General features: G+C 53.8%; 19 protein-coding genes. 12 read left to right on the plus strand and 7 right to left on the minus strand.

All coding sequences use genetic code 11. The annotated features are described in order from the left end of the window. Window positions 1-77 precede the first annotated feature (77 nt). Entirely contained in the window at window positions 78-977 is a 900-nt protein-coding gene (locus ACR0JB_RS13020; RefSeq protein ID WP_170395821.1) for a LysR family transcriptional regulator, read from the minus strand. Between the two features lie 96 nt (window positions 978-1,073). Between ACR0JB_RS13020 and ACR0JB_RS13025 the strand changes: the two genes are divergently transcribed. Both ACR0JB_RS13025 and ACR0JB_RS13030 read left to right on the plus strand, forming a co-directional pair. After that, window positions 1,074-1,721: a class I SAM-dependent methyltransferase gene (locus ACR0JB_RS13025; RefSeq protein WP_170395822.1), complete on the plus strand. Its 648-nt coding sequence runs from the start codon at window positions 1,074-1,076 to the stop codon at window positions 1,719-1,721. A 54-nt stretch (window positions 1,722-1,775) separates the two neighbouring features. After that, window positions 1,776-2,261 carry a GNAT family N-acetyltransferase gene (locus tag ACR0JB_RS13030; protein ID WP_254437377.1) on the plus strand — a complete coding sequence of 162 codons (486 nt, stop codon included), beginning with the start codon at window positions 1,776-1,778 and terminating at the stop codon, window positions 2,259-2,261. Here the strand turns inward: ACR0JB_RS13030 and ACR0JB_RS13035 are convergent. Next, window positions 2,228-2,386, minus strand: coding sequence for a helix-turn-helix domain-containing protein (locus ACR0JB_RS13035; protein ID WP_217354375.1), 159 nt, complete (start codon window positions 2,384-2,386; stop codon window positions 2,228-2,230). The two genes, ACR0JB_RS13030 and ACR0JB_RS13035, sit on opposite strands and share 34 nt — an antisense overlap. 5 nt (window positions 2,387-2,391) lie before the next feature. Between ACR0JB_RS13035 and ACR0JB_RS13040 the strand changes: the two genes are divergently transcribed. Further along, window positions 2,392-2,580: a DUF4345 family protein gene (locus tag ACR0JB_RS13040; RefSeq protein WP_170395823.1), complete on the plus strand. Its 189-nt coding sequence runs from the start codon at window positions 2,392-2,394 to the stop codon at window positions 2,578-2,580. Window positions 2,581-2,968: 388 nt separating this feature from the next. On the opposite strand, the gene ACR0JB_RS13045 is transcribed toward ACR0JB_RS13040, so the two are convergent. The 4 genes from ACR0JB_RS13045 to ACR0JB_RS13060 all read right to left on the minus strand — a co-directional run bounded on the left by ACR0JB_RS13045 (window position 2,969) and on the right by ACR0JB_RS13060 (window position 8,385). Then, window positions 2,969-4,384: an FAD-binding oxidoreductase gene (locus tag ACR0JB_RS13045; protein WP_170397579.1), complete on the minus strand. Its 1,416-nt coding sequence runs from the start codon at window positions 4,382-4,384 to the stop codon at window positions 2,969-2,971. Between the two features lie 117 nt (window positions 4,385-4,501). After that, complete coding sequence (locus ACR0JB_RS13050) at window positions 4,502-4,759, minus strand: DUF4242 domain-containing protein (protein ID WP_010443373.1); 258 nt, start codon at window positions 4,757-4,759, stop codon at window positions 4,502-4,504. Between the two features lie 26 nt (window positions 4,760-4,785). Beyond that, on the minus strand, window positions 4,786-6,480 hold the full coding sequence (locus ACR0JB_RS13055) for a hypothetical protein (RefSeq protein ID WP_480789975.1): 1,695 nt from the start codon (window positions 6,478-6,480) through the stop codon (window positions 4,786-4,788). Between the two features lie 66 nt (window positions 6,481-6,546). Further along, a complete protein-coding gene (locus ACR0JB_RS13060; protein WP_480789976.1) occupies window positions 6,547-8,385 on the minus strand; it encodes an adenylate/guanylate cyclase domain-containing protein in 1,839 nt (612 codons plus the stop codon). 482 nt (window positions 8,386-8,867) lie between these two features. Here ACR0JB_RS13060 and ACR0JB_RS13065 point away from each other — a divergent pair, with 482 nt between their 5' ends. The 7 genes from ACR0JB_RS13065 (at window position 8,868) to ACR0JB_RS13095 (ending at window position 17,113) form a co-directional block, all read left to right on the plus strand. Next, window positions 8,868-10,598, plus strand: a complete 1,731-nt coding sequence (locus tag ACR0JB_RS13065; protein WP_170395827.1) for a sensor histidine kinase — start codon at window positions 8,868-8,870, stop codon at window positions 10,596-10,598. After that, window positions 10,595-11,935: a sigma-54-dependent transcriptional regulator gene (locus tag ACR0JB_RS13070; protein ID WP_170395829.1), complete on the plus strand. Its 1,341-nt coding sequence runs from the start codon at window positions 10,595-10,597 to the stop codon at window positions 11,933-11,935. Before ACR0JB_RS13065 ends, ACR0JB_RS13070 begins: the two co-directional genes overlap by 4 nt. Before the next feature lie 125 nt (window positions 11,936-12,060). Then, a complete protein-coding gene (gene dctP / locus ACR0JB_RS13075; protein ID WP_170350191.1) occupies window positions 12,061-13,071 on the plus strand; it encodes a TRAP transporter substrate-binding protein DctP in 1,011 nt (336 codons plus the stop codon). Window positions 13,072-13,139: 68 nt separating this feature from the next. Beyond that, window positions 13,140-13,772 (plus strand): TRAP transporter small permease subunit, encoded by a 633-nt coding sequence (locus ACR0JB_RS13080; protein ID WP_170395831.1) that lies wholly within the window; start codon window positions 13,140-13,142, stop codon window positions 13,770-13,772. A gap of 11 nt (window positions 13,773-13,783) precedes the next feature. Then, window positions 13,784-15,184, plus strand: coding sequence for a TRAP transporter large permease (locus ACR0JB_RS13085; RefSeq protein WP_170377243.1), 1,401 nt, complete (start codon window positions 13,784-13,786; stop codon window positions 15,182-15,184). 360 nt (window positions 15,185-15,544) lie between these two features. Then, the gene (locus ACR0JB_RS13090) at window positions 15,545-15,898 is read left to right on the plus strand and encodes a hypothetical protein (protein WP_170395833.1); all 354 of its coding nucleotides are present in this window, start codon (window positions 15,545-15,547) and stop codon (window positions 15,896-15,898) included. 168 nt (window positions 15,899-16,066) lie between these two features. After that, window positions 16,067-17,113 (plus strand): linear amide C-N hydrolase, encoded by a 1,047-nt coding sequence (locus ACR0JB_RS13095; RefSeq protein ID WP_170395836.1) that lies wholly within the window; start codon window positions 16,067-16,069, stop codon window positions 17,111-17,113. A 350-nt stretch (window positions 17,114-17,463) separates the two neighbouring features. Here ACR0JB_RS13095 and ACR0JB_RS13100 read toward each other — a convergent pair whose 3' ends face one another. After that, window positions 17,464-18,417, minus strand: a complete 954-nt coding sequence (locus ACR0JB_RS13100; protein ID WP_480644779.1) for an SDR family oxidoreductase — start codon at window positions 18,415-18,417, stop codon at window positions 17,464-17,466. 160 nt (window positions 18,418-18,577) lie between these two features. Between ACR0JB_RS13100 and ACR0JB_RS13105 the strand changes: the two genes are divergently transcribed. Both ACR0JB_RS13105 and ACR0JB_RS13110 read left to right on the plus strand, forming a co-directional pair. After that, window positions 18,578-19,468, plus strand: coding sequence for an AraC family transcriptional regulator (locus ACR0JB_RS13105; protein ID WP_480789977.1), 891 nt, complete (start codon window positions 18,578-18,580; stop codon window positions 19,466-19,468). Window positions 19,469-19,530: 62 nt separating this feature from the next. Then, complete coding sequence (locus tag ACR0JB_RS13110; protein WP_480644775.1) at window positions 19,531-19,971, plus strand: hypothetical protein; 441 nt, start codon at window positions 19,531-19,533, stop codon at window positions 19,969-19,971. Window positions 19,972-20,149 lie beyond the last annotated feature (178 nt).

Genomic DNA, 20,149 nt, shown 5'->3' on the forward strand with positions numbered 1-20,149 from the left:
GCTTTTGCTGCAACAGCACCGAGCTCCGAAATGAGCCTGAAGCGGACTCCAGTTCGTGACATCAGACGACCTCAGGGTCAGAGAATTGTTCGCGTGCCGAGATGGTCTGCAAGCTGATCGAATACCAACCTGATCCTTCGCGCTGTTTGTAACTCAGAGTGCGTGGCCAACCAGATAGGAAACTTGAATGGCGCGCGTTCGGGCAGAACGCGCTCCACACCAGGTGTCAGGGCCGCCACATCGTCTGACATAACACTAATGCCGAAGCCTTGGCGCACAAGCTCCCATGACACTATCCCGCTCTGCGACCCAATCCGGAAATTCTTGCGGGTTACTTCGATGCCAGCCGGATTGAGAAATCCAATCATCGTGTCAATGTCTCCAAAACCGACGAAATCCAACTTGGCAATTTCTTCTTCATTTCTTGGTCGTCCAACCTGTTCGAGGTACGAAGGGGCGGCGTAAAAATGTGCCGTCGCTTCTGCCACCAGTTTTGCAATCAGGTCCGGCTGTGTTGGGCGAACATGCCGAATTGCAATATCTGCCTCACGCCGCTGTATGTCTCGTATATCGTTTGCCGCAACGACGTCGATCTCAAGCCGCGGTGCCGCGAGCCTGATCTGCTTAAGAATCGGTGGAAGCTGATAGGCTGACATCACGTCGGACGCAGTGATCCTGACTTGCCCTTCAATGGCTTGTGACTGGCTTGTTGCAGTCAGAGAAATCCTATTCGCAACATTTGCCATTTCACTGACATGTGCCAACAGCTCAGCACCAGCGGTTGTCAGATTAAGCGACTTGCCGACCCTTTCAAACAATGTGACGCCGAGCGCCTGTTCCAGCGCGGCGACTTGCCGACCGACGGTTGGCTGGGTCTGCCCAAGCACGCGCGCCGCGGCGGAAAACGAACCTTCTTCTGCCGTTGCAAGAAAGGACCGTGCCTGGTTCCAATCGAAATTGATAGCGTTCCAATTCATGCATTAATGCATAACAGTTCTGCAAAATCTGGCAATTCCATAAAATCGTGTTTTAATTTACTGGCTGCTGTGAAAAGTTTGAAAGAGAGATAAAAGATGGCTGCATTGTCCAAAGATGCCGAGTTCTGGAGCAAGATTTCGCGCAAATATGCGGCTGATCCTATCCGAAATATGGAAGGGTATCTGAACACGCTCGAACGTACAAAGTCCTACCTGCAAGCCGAAGACAGCGTGCTGGAAATCGGGTGTGGGACGGGGTCAACCGCGTTGCTACTGGCACCACATGTGGCTCAAGTCACTGCCTCCGATCTCGCACCGGGGATGATCGAAATCGCCAACGAGAAACTCGCTGAAGAAGAGCTGGAGAATGTAACGTTCAAAGTGGCCGAGGTTCTGCAGCACGATCCTGACGACGGTTCTTACGACGCTGTCCTCGCGCATAATCTACTGCACCTTGTACCCGATATGGGCCATGCACTCGAACACATTGCGACCCTTACAAAACCCGGTGCGGTATTCATTTCCAAGACCGTCTGCGCTCCAGAGAGTGGAGGGTTCAAATATGGCATAATCAGCCGAATAGCGATCCCGATTATGCAGGTGCTCGGGAAAGCTCCGTTCGTAAATTTTGTATCCGTAGCTGAACTCCAGCACGCTATTGAACGTGCGGGCTTCGATATCGTTGAGACAGCGGATCAAGCCGGGTTATTGCCGAGCCGGTACATTGTCGCGAGAAAGCTGTGAAACAGTATTCGCGCCATAATTACTTTGCATGCAAGCGACAGCTTGGGTCATCAAATGAGTACAATGATGAAAGATGGGATTTCATTTGCACGCCTTTCGGAAATCGATCCGAATGACATTGCGGTTCATATGTCCGACCCCCGGGTAGCAGAGCATATGCCACTTTTGACGTTCAAATGGAATGTTGAGGTCGCAAGAGATTTTATCGCCAAAAAGGAAGACTACTGGGCGCGGGACGGTCTTGGACACTGGGCGTTTTTATCAGGCGGTCGGTATGTTGGTTGGGGGGGCTTTCAAAAAGAAGGGGACGAATGGGATTTTGGGTTGGTTTTGCGGCCCGACGCCTTTGGACTTGGGAACCGGATTTCCAAAATGGCAATCGACTTTGCGATCGCTGACAAACGTATCCCCTTTGTCACGTTTCTGCTGCCACCAAGTAGAAAAAATCTGGGTGCACTCCGGAAACTCGGAGCCAAGCACATAGGCGAGATCGAATACGAAGATGCTCAGTTTCTCAAGTTTCGTCTGGATACGGAGTGAACTCCGTTCTTCCTGATTTTTCCCGGTGGTGCGCCAAATACCCATTTGAAGGTTTTGTTGAAAGCAGGCTCTGACAAGTATCCGATGTCAGCGGCAATCTGCGAGATTGGTTGATCGGTGGACACCAAAGTTGGTCCAGACCTCAGTCTTGCTTGGAGTCACGGTATTTTCTTCTTTTGCCCTCGGTAGGACAATTAGTTTCGTCCTCGATGGCTTGCCATCTGACAGCATTCTTGCCGCATTTGCGATAGCGGTTTTTCTTGCTTTACTTTGCCTGTGGGTTGTCGGTGGAAATGCGAAATCTGCAGCGCCAGCCTGAGGCGGTTTTTTTTCCGCATTTCGCGAATTCTGGTAGCCTTTGGATTTTCCGCTCGCAGCGAACGGCAGGTTCGACGGGCCGCACCGCAGCATGGAGACTATGGGGTGAAGGTCCGGAACGGGCCGTCCGCGTGGTTAGTTGTTAGCGGGGCAGGGGTTTTGCTACGGCTGCCCCAAGGTCTTCAACGAGCCCAAAGCGGACACATACGCATATTGCATTTCTTGGCCGTATCTACGGAAACCACAACCCATTGGGTGCATGATCACCAGCGCGATCGTCGCTTGGATGCTCCACTTGGCCTGAAAACTAGCCAACGAGGAATGCGGCGTGACGCCAAAGCAAAACAATCAGCATCAATCTGGATCAATTTATGCAGTTCTGAATTTCATCACGCAGGCAAGATATTGTGGTTTACCCTGAACAAGTTGGTGGGGTCGTATGTGCCCTTGATCCTAGAAAGCTTCTCACCGTTGTCCCCATATGCTCCTGCCATGTGGTCTGCTTCGTCCTCGGGCATAAAGTTGACATACGCACTTCCAGTCGCATGCGGTTGCATCTGGTCGTAAAGATCTCGCGCCCAAGCAATGCACTCGGCATCCTTGCTGGGATCCTCCCAACGCGTGTGAACATTCATGATGAAGTGAGCAGACCTTTGGGGATAAGCGGTAGAACCGGCCTCGACGCGCGCCATTGCTCCGCCCACATGGGCAATAAAAACTTCACACGCCGGGTCAGGAAGGCTGGAAATCGCTTCCAAGAGTCCTGAGATTGCATCCGAAGAAAGTGCATCGAAATCATGACTCTTCCAGTAGTTCCTGGCGCCTGGCGTCAACAAAGGATCAAAGGCGGCCTGCCAGTCTACGAACTTGTGGGGAGATATCACATCGGCGATTGGTTCACCTAGCGCGCGCAATGCCGCCATAGCTTTTTCACCTTCCTCCATCGACCCGCTATAGCAGGCTGCAAAGATCAACACCTCTCGCCCATGCCACTCAACTGGCAGGAACGGTAGAGGAGGCGCTTTTCGCATCACGCTCCAGACGGTCAGCTCATCCGGGGAATTGTCAGCAATCGTAGCAAATTCAGCGAGGAGCTCTGGCGCATTTTCTATCGGATGAACAATGAGGCCAGACAGGACATCGGGTCCTAGCTCATGCAGTTGGAATTCAAATGAGGTTACGACACCAAAGTTTCCACCCCCACCGCGGATAGCCCAGAAAAGTTCCGGGTGGCTTGTAGGGGATGCGGTTACAATGGCTCCGTCCGCAGTCACGACTTCCGCTGAGAGCAGGTTGTCGATCGTCATGCCAAATTTCCGGGTGGTCCATCCAAAACCGCCGCCAAGGGTAAGGCCCGCAATACCCGTGGTCGAGTTGATGCCAACAGGAACGGTAAGCCCATGCGCCTGGGTTTCACGATCCACATCTCCTAGCAGTGCACCCGGTCCAACCCGAGCAGTCTTGTTGACAGGATCTACGTGAACCGACCGCATTTGGGACAGATCGAGCATGACTGTTTCATCTGCGACAGCGTGCCCTGCAATCTGATGCCCACCCGACCGAACCGACATTACGAGGCCAGTGTCTCGTACGAAATTCACGGCCTTCTGCACATCGCTTGCTCCTAGAGCGCGGATCACGAACCCCGGGTAACGTTCGAACATGCTGTTCCACGTTGTTCTCGCGTCTTCGTATTCCGAGGTGCCTTTCTGGTAGACCCCGCCGCGAAGCGATGCACCAAGAGCGTCCAAAGTGTCTTGATTCACAATAGCTGTACTTCCGTCGAGTGTTTTCAGGTCAAACATGCGTAAGCCTCCCAATAGTCTGGTCGGGCTTCTTGCAGAGCTGCCTCAGCTAATTGCTATTTCCGTCGCGTTGTCTCGCGAAGTCGTTTCATTGAGGTGGGTAAAAATGGCTGCTGATCAGGCAAATATTGCCGGATCAATCCGATCCACAGGTGTTATGACATCGGCAGGAATATTCAGTCGCTCAGCCGCCTTTCTGAGGCTCTCCTCATCAGGGGCTTCGTACAAGCAGTATGTTTTGCGCTTATCTGCGCTGAGGAACGAAAAAATCCATTCGACGCCGACTTCGTCATTGATTTCTTTGATGTGAATTTTGTCATCTTCACTGACGTTTAGCTGCTCGGCAAAATTTCTTTCAATTATGTATCTAGGCATTAAGTCCCCCAAACAGTTTAAGTACCTTAACTCGCTACTCCTTCGAGCTTTGACCTTAGGGAAACCATACCCAATTTCTGCGAAATTGCCAACGCTTCCCCTTCCAGTTGAAACGCCTGTTCCACATCATTCGGGCGTCCCCGTCGCCTCAATGCGCATGCATAAGCCGCCTTGCTGTGAGCAATCCAGGGTGGGCATTTCATGCGCGTGTCAATTTCTATAGCCTTCTGGAACATCATATCTGTAGCATTCCAGTCTTTTAATACCGTGCCCAGACTGCCGAGGCGTCGCGCAGCTGCACCTGCGCATACTGTCGTTGCCCCTGCGGTGATCGTCAGCTCTTCGTACGGAGCCAGTATTTCATAGAGTTTCTTGGCATGTTCCTGATGCTCAATGGCGACACATATGTCGGCTAAATAGGATAGTGTCGTTGAATACATGGCGTCGAGTGGGAGATCGAAGCCATTGTCGGCCATTTCATTCAGTATACGTTCAGCACGTTCCTTGTACCCGAGCTCAGCTGCGATAAGGCCAAATCCTGGTTTCCACGAAATATCTTCGGGACTGTCCGTCATCAATTTCTTGATCACAGGTGCGACCTCGTGCAGCCGGTTTTGCTCGCGGCGGATAGTGAACATCTGAACCCCGTAGACGCCCTCAACATGCTCCCCATGGGTCTTTCGACCGATCTTCACGGCCTCGGTGGCGTGTTTTTCCGCTTGGCCAAAATCGCCGTCCATAATTGCAACCATGGCCTGTGCGTGTTTCTGAACCCAGTAGAGTTGCAAATGATTGTCCTTTTCCGAAATCTCGGTGAGCAAGCCCAGAGAATGGTCCATCAACTCACGGTCTGCCATCTCGGCACCTACAAACAAGCTGAGAGTCCGGTCTCGACCCTGATCGATACTGCCAAGATGCTCGGCCACACCATGCATAGCCTCCAGATTTTCGCGCCAATGGCGGGTTTCTCTTCCCTTACGCGCAACAAAGGGTGCCCCAAAATGCATCATCATTACTGAGAACTGGGATTTATAGTCGCCCAATTTTGCGGCCAGTTCCATGGATTGCTGGCCGAAGCGGGCACCTTCGGAAAACTGACCTACGAACATATGGGCCCGCGCAAGTTGGCTCATCAATCTGCACCGACGGACATCATCATCATCGGGCAAATCTTTCAGCGCATTATCGCAGAGTTCGATCGCCTCGCTGTGCCTTTCGCTGGACATCATGCATGAGTCAGCGAAGTGGTTGGCCGCGTCAGCGGCTAGTTCCACGTTGTGCACCGCCCGGGCCGCGTTGGAAGCGTCTTTAAGAACTGCTATGCCTTTAGGCAATTGGCCCAGGCTGTCATGGCTGCGGCCGACCAGGATTTTGCCTTTAATCAATTCTGTATTGGGGTCTGAGCCAAGTTTTTCGGCAGCTCTTAAAGTTTCCTTGGCGTTCGTCATCGCTTCTTGGCTGGCAGATCGCGCCAACGCCATTTCTGTCGCGGTCTGCCATTTTTCGAACGCGGCACTCCAGTCCTCAGCCTCTGAAAGGTGGCGCGCGACGAGTTCGGGGCGACGCTCGATCTCAGATGACCTTATCCCCATCAAGGCACGCGCTACGTCTGCGTGCTGTTGTTTCCGGGTTGAATTCAGCATGGATTGATAGGCGGTATCGCGAATAAGGGCGTGGCGGAAAACGAAATGCCCGCGATTGTGCCCACTTTCAAAGATCAAGCCTGTTCGAGAAAGTTCTTCGAGCCATTTGTTGATATCAGTTTCTTCAAGGCCCTTCGCGGCACATTATATGCTCGGCTCAAACTCCCGGCCAATAACCGATCCAGTAAGGGCGACCTGTTTAGCCTCTGGTGAAACTGCGTCGAGCCGCGCCATCAACGCGCCTTTCAATGACGATGGTATGTGGCCGTGCCCATGCTCGCCGGATTCGACAATGGCTCGGGTCACTTCTTCCACGAACAATGGAACCCCATCGGTTTTTTCAATTATTGTAGAGATCAGAGCGTCGTCCGGTCTCTTGCCTGTAATATTTTCGACAAGGTTTGAGACATGCGCAGAATCGAAACGGCGCAAAACCAGAGACTGAACGTGTGTGTCCCCATCATCACGGGCCAATTCCCACCCGGGTCTGTGGGTTATCAAGATCATCAGAGGAAGATCGGTGCATATCGACTTAAACCGCTCCAACAATGCCTGTGTGGAAGGATCGATCCAATGAGCATCTTCTACGCACAGCATAACCGGACGTACGCTTGACCGCACCTGCACCGTGTGGATCAATGTTTGGATTGTTATGTCGCGCTGCTCCTGCGGTGACATCTCGAGCACCTTTTGGGCAAGCGCACTACGAGGTGCGACCAACGCTGCAAAAACAGGCAGAACTTGTTCCCAGTCCAACCCTGGTCGTCCTTCAAGCATTTTTCTGACATGCTCAAGGATCAGATTGTCATCAAAGTCGGGTTCAACACCCGCATCCTGGGATATTCGTTGGGCTACCGGATGAAAGGGGCTGCTGCTGAGATAGGGGGAACAGTTCAGCCTTATGACATCGACTTCGTCGTTTTGAGTGATTTCTGCAAGGAATTCCTCTGTAAGCCGCGACTTTCCTATTCCGGCTTCACCGGAGAGCAGAACAACGTCTCCGTGGCCATTCTGAGCACGTTGCCATGATTGCAGTAAAATTCCCTTTTCGTAGTCCCGCCCAACCATGACGCTGTCGACATCGTCTCGATGTGAGGCCCGAAACCGGCTTTCCGCACTGCGTTCTGACATCACTTTCTGCAGAATACGTGGTTTAGCAAACCCCTTGAGCTCTGCCTGCCCAAGAGATTTAAACTCGAATATCCGATGTAAAGCTGTCTCGGTTTCCTCAACTGACAAAACGACTGAGTTTGGCTCAGCATGTTCTTGAATCCGAGCCGCAAGGTTGACGACCGGACCAGTCATGGCCCCCTCCTCATATGTGTTTTCGCCAACGGTATCGCCGACCACAACATCACCGCTCGCAACTCCCAGTCTGACTGACAAAGGCTCTCCGTCAGGCGTTTTGAGTTCTTTGACACGGTGAACAGACTCAAGACTGGCTTTTACCGCCCGAATCGCGTGATCTTCGTAAGCCCGCGGCCATCCGAAAAACACGAGAAGACCATCGCCCAAGTACTTTGCAACGTAGCCACCATATCGGCTTACGGCTCCTGCAACGGCATCTTGGTAGTTCTGTAGCAAGTCCCGCATGTCTTCGGGATCAAAGCGATTCGTAAGTTCAGTCGAACCTACAAGTTCGGCAAACACAACAGTTACATGACGCCTCTCTGCAGTAGGTGGTTCAACATGCTTTTGTTTGCGCAGATCATCACTTTGTGAATTGTCTGAGGTGGACGCTTGTTCGCCTTCGGGCGTTTTTTCACGAGCTGCTTGTGACGGGGAGGTTGCGTTCTGTTGGTCGACTAGCTCGTGAATTGCGGCAAGAATGATTTTGCGATGACCAAGGCTTACTCCGAGCTCTTTTAAGTCGTCGCCAGATAGTAGTGGCAGAACACGCGCATCGATATCGTTTTCCGCAAAAACATCTGCGTACTGACTCAGGTCGAGATCGTTTAACCATTTGTCTATTCCAGCCGACATCTTTGGATCATGCTGAGATACGCGACACTAATCAAGAAAACGCTTTCAAAATGAACTGACTATTCAATGAATGGCGTCTGTTTCATTTTTTCTTCAGGTCACTCTACAATTCCGGCTCTTGCCACCTCGTTCTAGATTTACACGACTGGCTGATTGGCTGCACTCGTTTGATGTTTTGCCTTTAAAGGCGACTTTGTCCGCGATCTGTTAGTTCGAGCTGCGCCGAATTTTGCAAATGCAGCGAATGACCGGCATGCGGGCTGCGAAGGCAGAATGTCAGCAGGATGCCGAATGTCTCTTATGGGCCGAATCTGCTTGCGGAATGCAAATAGTTGTTTCGGCATGTTCGTTCATTTCTTCGCGTTCTCTAATTACTCGGTCACTCTTGTTTGGCCTAAACATCCAAATGTTAGTTTAGTACTCTTGGGATGGACGGCTAATACCTACTGTGATCCTATGCCGTCGCAGTTCATGGGCATTCGATGCGAGCAGCTTCGTATATTGTAGGTATTTTGATAGCCATTGCCGCCAGCATTGGCCTTTATTTGGTTTCTTACCAGTACTTCGTTTCGGAGGAGCTTTCGAAAGCTCAGGGCCGGCTCTCTCTTTACCAAAGCTCGGTAAACAGCGAACTCGAACGATTTTCCCACCTCACATATGTGCTGTCACAGGATTCCTTTGTAATTGGAACAGCTGAAGGAGACGGCACCGGAACTTTGAACCGACGCCTCGAGGATTTTGCGGAGCAGGCGGGGCTGGATGCGATCTACTTGATGGACGAAGACGGGATCACGATTTCCGCATCGAACTACCGCGACACTGGGAGCTTTGTTGGCCAGAACTACGCTTTCCGCCCGTATTTTCAAACTGCCATTTCTGGTGAACAGGGCCGCTTCTATGCCATCGGGGCAACGACTGGTCTGCCAGGATACTTCATCGCCAACGCAGTGCTTGACGACCAGGGCGCTTCAACTGGCGTCATAGCGATTAAGATCGATTTCTCCAATCTTCAGGATAGTTGGAAAAACTCGGGCGAACAGGTTCTTTTGGCCAATGAAGACGGCGTCGTTCTGCTTTCTTCGAACTCGAACTGGCAATATCGCGCGTTGACGCCATTGTCGGAACCACAGCAAGAACGGATTCGAGATGCCAGGCAGTTCCCGGGGCAAGACTTAGATGCGTTGGACTGGATTGAGTTGCCGGGAGATCAGGCCAGAATTGCGGGGACGAAGCGTCTGCATCTTGCAGCTACGGATTTACCCCATGGCTGGTCGCTTCACTATTTTGCAAGTGACGATCAGGCCGTAGCGCGCAGTTGGCTTGTAACTGCAGTTTTTGTCCTTTTGGCGGGGCTTACATTTATCTTTTTCCAGATACAACGCGCAAGGCGCGTAAGCGCAGCCTTGGTGCGGTCCGAAGAGGAAGAAGCAAAGCTACGCGAGGCAAATGAAAGGCTCGCCATCGAAATCGACGACCGCAAGACAGCCGAGCGCAGCCTCCAACGCACTCAGGGCGAGTTGGAGCGCGCAAGCCGACTGGCGGCTCTGGGGCAACTCTCCGCGTCGGTCACACATGAACTGGGCCAGCCTATCGCTGCGATGCGCAATCACCTGGTGGCAGAAGAAATCTCATCTTCTGGTGAGGCCAAGCTTTCGCAAAATATCGGAAGCCTGGTCGACAGGATGGAAGGAATTACACGCCAATTGCGGTTTTTTGCACGGTCAGAGAGTGAGGTGTTCGACGACGTAGACTTATGCGCTTCGGTCAATGCCGCATTGGCTCTGGTTGCGCCAAACATCGAGCAGGGCAAGGTGAAAATCTCAGTTGATGCGCCGACCGGTCCGATTTTTATCCGGGGCAGTGCACTGCGGATCGAACAAGTCATCACTAATCTTTTGCGCAATGCGATTGACGCGATGGACGAAGTGGATGCACCTGAAATCCATATCGCTGTCATAGCTACTGATGATGAAGCGGTGTTGGAAATTCAGGACAACGGTCACGGGTTGGGTGAGGCAACGCTGGCTGAGTTGCAAGAGCCATTTGTAACCACAAGAGAGAGCGGGAGAGGCATGGGCTTGGGATTGGCCATTTCCACCAGCATTGTCAAAGATCACGATGGCAAGATGACGGCCCGAAATCGTGATGGCGGCGGAACAGTTTTTCGTGTCACCTTCCCGATGGCCTCAACTACTAAAGAAACGAACGAATGACCCAGCGGCAACCCTTTAAAGTTCTGGTCGTCGATGATGACAAATCAATGAGACAGTCTCTTGTCGAGTTGCTCGAAGCCGCCGGCTGGACTGTTAGCGCTCTGTCGCGCGCGACCCACGTGATGGAGTATCTGGTCAGCGCGTCGCCCGATGTCATTCTTTCCGATGTGCGTATGCCGGGTATGTCGGGGCTTGAATTGCTGGCCAGTCTGGACAGACAGGTGGCGCCTCCGGTGGTATTGATTTCGGCACATGGTGACATCCCGATGGCGGTTCAGGCCATACAGGACGGGGCGTACGGGTTCATCGAAAAGCCATATGAACCACGGCGATTGCTTACGGTCCTGAGGCACGCAGCTGAACAAAACAGAATGCGAAGAAGCAATGCCCGCCTCAAAGACCGGCTGTTCAAACTGTCAGGCCTTGACCGCATCCTGCTGGGCCAAACAGACGCCATTACAGACTTGCGACAAGAAGTACTTGATCTTGCTGATACATCGGTTGCGGTTTTGTTGCAGGGAGATACGGGCACCGGGAAAGAGCTGGTTGCTCATGCTTTACATGATTTGGGCCGCTCGCCGGAGGCACCGTTTCTGGCGCTGAATTGCGCTGCATTGTCGGCCGATACGTTTGAAGCGGAAATGTTCGGCATCGCGGGTGAATCCGACGGAAGGCTTGCGGCGGCGTCGGGAGGGACCTTGTTTCTGGACGAAATCTGCTCGTGCCCACCAGCGGCGCAGGCCAAGCTACTAAGGGTCATTGAAGATCAGCAGGTGCTGCCGGTGGGGGCTGTGTCACCGGTGCCGGTAAGCTTCAGAGTCGTGTCAGCAACCAACGAAGACGTTGTACTGGCAGCAGACGAAGGCCGCTTGCGTCAGGACCTTTTGTTTCGATTGAATACTGTCGTCCTGTCTCTACCTCCGCTACGTCAAAGACGGGATGATCTGGTTCTGTTGGCAACGCATTTCTTGAACGAATACGCAAAGGTTTATGAGATAGACGCGCCAGAACTCGATCAGGACGATTTGGCCGCTCTGCTTTCACATAGCTGGCCCGGCAATGTGCGTGAATTGCGCCATGTCTGCGAACGGCGCATTTTGGCGGCCCGACGCGGAGGAGGGTCGGTGGCGCAGGCCATCCAAAGCGATCAGCACTTCGACGAAGTGCCGGATACCCTACGCGAAGCGGTTGCTGCTTTTGAACGCGAGCTCATCGGCAAAGCCATCAAGGCGCATAAAGGCCGCATGGATGCCGCCGCCGAAGCGCTTGGGATCGGCCGACGGACGCTCAACGAAAAGATCGTCAAACTCGGTCTCGATAAAGAGGCGCTGTTGTAAGCGAAACCACTCTGCGGATATCCGCAGGGAAACAGAAATTCCTCGCGCATTTTCCTTCATAGGCAGGCTGCTGCGCATCCTGAATACTCTGCCCAAACACATTGCGTGATCTGGGAGGAGCCACTATGCGCAAACATCTTAACCGGGCGGCCATTGCAGCTTTGTCGCTGACCGTTGCATCCGAAGCACTGGCTGTCGAATGGAACGTTTCCCTGTGGGGCAAGCGTCGTGCCTTTACCGAACACGTCGAGAAACTTGCGGAGCTGGTGAACGAAAAGACGGGCGGTGAGTTCACGCTCAATATCAGCTATGGTGGCCTGTCGAAGAACAAAGAAAACCTCGATGGGATTTCGATTGGTGCGTTTGAAATGGCCCAGTTCTGCGCTGGCTATCACCGCGATAAGAACCCTTCGATCACTGTCTTGGAACTGCCGTTTTTGGGCGTGACATCCCTTGAGCAGGAAGTCGACCTGTCGATGGCCGTCTATCAACATCCGGCCGTTGTCGAAGATCTGGCCCGCTGGGACGCGACTCTGCTGATGCCGTCTCCGCTGCCACAGTACAACCTTGTTGGTGTCGGTGAAGCACCCAAATCCCTAACCGATTTTGAAGGTCTGAGCGTTCGGGCGACAGGTGGCATCGGCAAGGCGATGGAGACGGTTGGAGCAGTTCCGACCTCGATGTCTGCATCCGAAGTGCGTCAGGCAATGGACAGCGGCATCGTCAAAGCGGTCAGCTTTGCGCCACACGCGCATATGTCCTTCGGCACCATTGAGAATGGCACATGGTGGACGACGAACCTCAATCCCGGCACCGTCAACTGCCCTGTCGTGGTGAACACGCTGGCACTGGAAGATCTGTCTGACGAACACCGCGAAGTTCTGCTGGGGTCGGTGGATGAGGCACTGGATCACTACGTGAGCCACTACCAGACCAAAACGATGGAAGCGTGGGGCCCTGAGCTGGATCAACGCGGCATCGAACGGGTCACTTTCAGTGATGAAGAAATCGCAGCGTTCAAAGAAGCCGCTGCCGCCCCCGCGGCCGAGGCCTGGATTGCAGAAAACACCGAGCGTGGCCTACCAGCACAAGAACTCTATGATCTTGTGACTGGGAAGATCGCAAACGGCAGCTAATCCACTCACAACCCGGCGTCGGTCAGGCTGGCGTCGGGTGCCTTTTTCCCTGACAGCGGAGCAAAACGATGGCCGGGTCATCCCTGGTGCTGTCCAACGACAGCCGTCTCAGCATTCTCGATCAACATCTCTACAAACTGGAAAGCTTTCTGGCCCTGATCAGCGGTCTTGCGGTTTTCTCGCTGATGGTCATGGCCGTAGTCTCCGTTGGTGGTCGGAATTTCGCCAATGCGCCACTTCCCGGTTACGTGGACTGGATCGAGCAGGCCATGCCGTTAATCGCCTTCATGGGGATTTCCTATGCGCAGCGTGATGGCGGTCATATCCGAATGGACATGGTTGTTGGAGCGCTTAGAGGCCGGACGCTCTATATCGTTGAGTTCGTCACAACCGCTGTCATTCTGGCGCTGATCGTCTTGCTGATCTGGGGGAGCTGGGCGCATTTCGCACGCAGCTTTGACTTTGGTGCTCCACTCTGGAGCCGCGACAGCTCCATCGACATAGGTATCCCGCTGTGGCCCGCAAAGCTGTTGGCCCCCGTTGCCTTTAGCGTGCTTTGCCTAAGGCTTTCTTTGCAGCTCTGGGCCTACGGGCGCGCGATCCGGCACCCCGATCAAGCACCTATTGCCGTCCCGCTGATAGCTGACGCAGCCACTCAAGCTGCAATGGAAGCCGAGCACGTCTCGGGCCACGATAACTGAGGTTAAATCTGATGGAACCCATTGATATTGGTCTGATCGTCTCGGGCGGTATGCTTGTTCTTGTGGTGCTGGGGATGCGCGTGGCCTTCGCCGCCGCGACAGCTGGCATGGTTGGTCTAATCTGGATCTTCTGGGCCAAGTTTGGTTATGACCCGGCGCGGTTCGGCAAGGCTGTGACTGTGGCCGTCAAAACAGCGGGGCAGGTGCCGCACTCCAAGATTTCAAGCCAAGCGTTGAGCCTTATCCCGACTTTCATCCTGATTGGTTACCTCGCCTATTACGCGGGCCTGACCAAAGCACTGTTCGAAGCCGCAAAGCGTTGGCTGGCGTGGGTCCCCGGTGGGCTGGCGGTTTCGACCGTTTTCGCAACCGCTGGGTTTGCCGCGGTATCCGGAGCCTCGGTCGCCACTTCCGCTGTGTTCGCCCGTATCGCCATCCCCGAGATGCTGAAGATCGGATACGACAAGCGTTTTGCTGCAGGTGTCGTCGCTGCAGGCGGTACACTCGCTTCGCTCATCCCGCCTTCGGCCATTCTGGTCATCTACGCGATTATTGTCGAGCAGGACGTGGGCAAACTGCTGTTGGCCGGATTCATCCCGGGCATGTTCTCGGCGGTAATTTATGGCTTGCTGATCATTGGCATGGCCGTCGTGATCAAAGGATTTGGTCCCGCAGTCACCGGATTTACATGGAAAGAACGATTCCTCTCGTTGCCGCCCGCATTGCCCATCGTGATTGTCGTCGTCACCATCATCTTCTTTGTCTACAACCCGTTCGGCGGCGATGCCTGGGGTACGCCAACCGAAGGCGGCGCAATTGGAGCATTTGTGGTGTTCCTGATGGCGCTGTATCAAGGCATGCGCTGGTCCGAGCTCAAAGACGCGCTTTTGGAAACTGCCAAGCTGAGCGTCATGATTTTCACGATCATCTGGGGCGTTTTGGTCTACGTTCGTTTTCTTGGGTTCGCCGAACTGCCAAGTGCGTTCTCCGACTGGATTACCTCGCTTGAGATGTCTCCGATGCTGATCCTGATCTGTATTCTTCTGGCTTACGCTGTACTGGGTATGTTCATGGACGCGATAGGTATGCTGCTGCTGACGTTGCCGGTTGTTTACCCCGCCGTCATGGCGTTGAACGGTGGCGAAACCGTAAGCGCAGCCGAAAGTACCTTCGGTATGTCTGGGCCTATGTGCGCCATCTGGTTTGGCATTCTGGTTGTCAAAATGGCTGAGTTTTGCCTGATCACCCCACCTATTGGGCTGAATTGCTTTGTCGTGGCCGGCGTTCGTGATGACCTAAGCGTTCAGGATGTTTTTAAAGGTGTAACGCCTTTCTTTCTGGCGGATGCTGCAACCATCGCGATGCTCGTAGCGTTCCCTGCTATCGTTTTATGGCTTCCTGGTCAGGTTTGAATCACATGGAATGATTTTGGAGTGCGGTATGCCGGTGCAGCTAAGGTCTGCATCAATCAGCTGCACTGCAGAATACATGAGACTTGTTCAATGGCCGGTTTGGGCCGTCGACGCGTACCGCACTACTTTCATCTGCTGTCACACGTCAGTGCGCTAGTGGCCAGAAATTCCCTTTTTGAGACTTGGATAAGTGAACACATGTCAGCAATGGCCGAGAGAAATCGAAATTTACGCAACGTCCAAATATCGAAATCAATCTTATAACAAACCCGTGATTGCTTATGTGGGCAGTGTTCAGAGAGTGGCCAGTCTGAACATTCATTGCTCGGGCCAATGTCCTTTATTTGAAGGGAAGCGATCATGAAAAAATTCGTTCTCGTTGCTGCGCTTGGCTTAACTGCGTGCACTCAGTACCCGATGCAGAAATCTCTTGCAGTGGATGGCACAAGAAATGCGAGCTTTGCTTCGGACGAGGCACATTGCACAGCTCTGGCTGTAAATTATCAATCCGGCAAAAGAGGAATGGACACTACATTCGGCGCAATCGACGGTGCACTCACCGGCGCCATGATCGGAGATGGGTATGATGCTCTTGGCGGGGCAGTCGCCGGCGGAATACTTGGCTCGGTCAAAGGTCAATACAATGACGAATTGGTCAAACGCCAGGTTCTGGTGAACTGTATGCAGGCCCGAGGGCACAGCGTTATTGGATAATGGGTTGCGATGTCAGATTGTCGCTGCAATCCGCAAATGTCAGGCTATTTTTGTGAGCCTTGAAAGCGTGCCGCAGGGCATTTGATCTGGTTCTGTGCGACACTTGAACATCTGAATCTTCTTATCTTCCAATCGGTCGTCATTCGAAACACATCACGGAGTTTCAAAATGAAAAACACTGCTCGAAATTTATTGGCCGGGATCAGCGGTATCTGCGCTGTGTCAGCAATCACAGTATCTGCCGATGCTTGCACTCGGTTACTCTACAAGACCGGAACCGACAGTTTCATCACAGCCAGAAGTATGGACTGGTTCGAGGATGTCGGATCGGATTTCTGGGCTTTTCCCAAGGGCATGGAGCGGGACGGAGGTCTGGGCGAAGGATCGATTGAGTGGGTTTCTAAGTATGGATCGATCACCTTGTCCGGCTATGACATTGGCTCCGTCGACGGCATGAACGAAGCCGGGCTTGTTGCTAACCTGCTTTATCTGGCCGAAGCCGACTATGGTGTAGCAGATGGTAAGCCAACGCTGTCCGTTGGTGCCTGGGCGCAATATGCACTCGACAATTATGCTACGGTCGCGGAGGCGGTTGAAGGTTTGTCAGCACAGCCTTTTACCATGGTGGCTCCACGTCTTCCGAACGGTCACGAAGCCGGGCTACATCTTTCGCTGTCTGACAAAACCGGGGATTCTGCGATCTTCGAATATGTAAATGGCGAACTCATCGTGCATCATGGTGAGGAGTATCGCGTCATGACAAACTCTCCAACCTACGATGAGCAGCTCGCTTTGACCGCTTATTGGGATCAGGTCGGTGGCCTGTCTATGTTGCCGGGCACAAACCGAGCGGCGGACCGGTTTACGCGAGCAGATTTTTATCTTGATACGGTGCCCGAGTTCGAGGATCCGCGAATGGCAACCGCAGCCGTTTTCTCGATCATTCGTAACGTCTCGGTTCCACTCGGAATTGCTGACCCAGATGCGCCAAACCTCGCAACGACAGTTTGGCGCTCCGTCGCAGATCACGAAAGTGGAAGGTACTATTTTGAGTCCGCCATCAGCCCCAATGTGTATTGGGTCGACATCAACCAGCTTGATTTGTCAGAGGGTAGTGAGCCTCAAAAGCTGGAGCTAAAGGGACATCCGATTCTGGCGGGCGATGTATCTGACGAATTCGTGCCCGCGGAACCGTTCAATTGGCTTGCACCGTAAGTGCACGCTTTCTGGTGCCAAGGGGGATTCTTCCGCCTTGGCTCTATGACCAAGACTGAGAATTGAGTCGGCGGGTGGAATAGAAATGCAGCAGAATAGATGTTGGATCTGAGGGTAGCTATTCGCACCGTTAGTATTTTTGGCCGTTGGTTACGCAATTCGACAGTCTGAAGCGTCCCAGAATTCGCGTTGGCAGCGAACGGCTGCAATGCGGGTTGCGACGGCAGCATTGCGGCTAGCCGCTGGATGTCTCCTTTGGGCCGCGATGAGCCCAAACCTCCCGGATGCTGCACAGCGCACCAAGGTCCGCTCTCCGGACGTTGCGTTATCAGCTGGCTTCTATCAACTGGTCAGAGTTTCCACCCGAACCCAACGGCCTTTTCGGACACTTCCCAAAGACGCGACATGACAGCCCTGTCATGGGCGTGGGCATTCAGTGTCCCTTTGCCGACCGGGCCCACTGCTTCCAGACGGCCGGTCGGACCATAAAGGGCGCGTTGCTCGGTCAGCGCCTCTTCGGTCGCGCACATGACCTCAGGATATGAGCCTTGTTCCGCAGTCTGGACCATTGGTGTCTTGGTCATCAGCCACCAGATGAAACGCATTGTACGGCTACCGCTGGTGGTGATCAGCGATGTGGCTGACGAGCCCGGATGACAGACGAAAACCTCGATATCCGTGCGCCCGGCAGCAGTCAGTCGGTCTTGCAATTCGTAGGCAAACATCATCTGCGCCAGTTTGCTCTGGGAATATGCAGTGTTTGCGCCGTAGCCCTCATCCCAGTTCATGTCGCTAAACTTGATGGTCTTGAGACCCATGTTGTAGCCGAGGCTGGCGACGACCACGATCCGGCCTTTGCTTTCGGCGATGCGATCAAAAAGCAGACCATTGAGCAGAAAGTGCCCGTAGTGATTGGTGCCAAGCTGGCTTTCGAACCCGTCGACGGTCAGCTTGCGGGTCGGCACCTGCGCGATAGCCGCGTTATTGATCAGTGCGTCGATGCGGGGCACGGTCTTCAAGACTTCTTCTGCCGCTTCGCGCACACTGTCCAGGATTGACAGGTCCATGCGTATGAAGCTCACGTCGGCTTTCGCGCCGAATTCCTGTTTCAAGCCCGTGATGGCCGCCTCGGATTTCTCGGCTGAGCGGTTCAGCATCACCACCTTAGCGTTCTTCTTGAGAAGAATGCGCGCTGCTTGAAAGCCTGCGCCAGCGTTGGCGCCAGTAATGATGTAGGTCTTGCCTGTCTGGTCGCCGAGGCGCTCGGGTGTCCAGCCTTTGGGTCCGAATGTCGTATCTACCATTTGTGTCTCCTGCCAGCCCAAACTGGCGGTTTGAGGTGTTATTGCTTGAAGGCACAAATAGAACTTGGCCGGGCCCAGAAACAGGCGGTATTCTCTCGATTACTTGCCCAATCGTCTCAACCCCATTGCAAAGATGAAAGCCCTCTGCCAGCTAGAGTGCATGAGCAAAGAACAGATCAAAGACCTTATCGAGCGCCATCTGCCAGAGGCAGGCCTTGTCGATACCGCGTTGAAAGGCGTCCAGCTTTTCCGGGTGACCGATGCCGTACCTTGCGTCCCAGCTGTCTACGAGCCCACGGTGGTGGCTATTCTCAGTGGCACCAAGGAAGCTGTGCTGGACGGTGAGCACCACATGTATGACAGCGACAAATACCTGCTCTGCCCAATGACCTTGCCGGTAGAGGCAGGTACTCCACGGGCGTCTAAAGCGGACCCACTGCTCGGCGTCGTGATCACCTTGAATCCACGAATGATGCGCGAGCTCACATTGGAAATTGAGACCGCGGCTGGTGTCATCAGACAAGCGCGGGCTGGCGCGCAATCGGCTTTGGCATTGGCGGCTTGGGATGATGGTTTCACGCAAGCACTGCTGCGTCTTCTTGAGCTGCTCGATCATCCGGTTGATCTGGAAGTGCTCGGACAGGGGCGACTACGCGAGTTATGTTACGCGGTGCTCACGGGTGAGGCCGGGGCCGCCGCAAGACGAGCTTTTGGCGTCGGCAACGAAATCGCGCGCACCATCGAGTACCTCTCAACCCACCTGAACGAGCAAGTCACCATCGACGATATGGCTGAACACGTCGGTATGAGTCGCGCGGTATTCCATCGGCGGTTCAAGGAAGCCACGACACTGTCCCCGATCCAGTTCGTGAAATCGATGCGGCTGAACAACGCCGCGATGAAGATTGCCGAAGGAAAGACCGTATCGGAGGCGGCCTGGGACGTCGGCTATCAAAGCTCCTCTCAATTCAGTCGCGAGTTTAGGCGGATGTACGGCCAGTCGCCCCGGCAATGGAGCAACACAACGCAGGTATCAGAACGACTGAACTAGGCACACCTCCGCACTAAAGATACAGCGATTCAGCAAGGAGCGCCGCGCAAGGAAGCTATACAATGGATATCCTCAAGACATCGACCGACTGGGCAAAGGCAGAAATGTGGTCAAACGGCTTTTTCGCTCTGTTCGGGGTGGTGTTTCTCGTGGCCAGCCTTCTTTTCTGGTCGAGGGGAGAGACCGACATGGCCAGGGCGTTCGTGCTTCCGATGTTCGTGGCCGGAGTGCTGATGCTGATCCTCGGCGGTGGGCTGTTCTACGGAACGTGGAAAAGCTTAACAGGCTTCGTGCCTGCCATCGCTGAGGACGGGGCGGGTTTTGTTGCTTCCGAGATCGAGCGCGTTGACAGGACAATGGCGCAATATGGCACTGCGGTTTTCAAGGTTATGCCACTAATGATCGCTGCTGCCGCTATGCTATTCGTTTTCGTGCACAGCCCCGGCTTGCGGGGGGGGCTTTGTCACGTCAATCGTCTTTCTAGGCCTCATCATGCTGATTGACAGCAACGCCAATGCTCGGTTGGAGGTCTATAAGACAACCTTGGTTTCGGCAGTGCCTGGCCGCTAGCTCTACTAGAATGCAACCAAAGGCCGGACGCGCTCGCCAACTCGCGTTCCTGATCGATGTCTGGTTTGAGGGGTGTTGCTGGCATTGCGTGCGAAGATCCAAACGTCCGTT

Source organism: Ruegeria sp. BI7 (assembly GCF_056537925.1).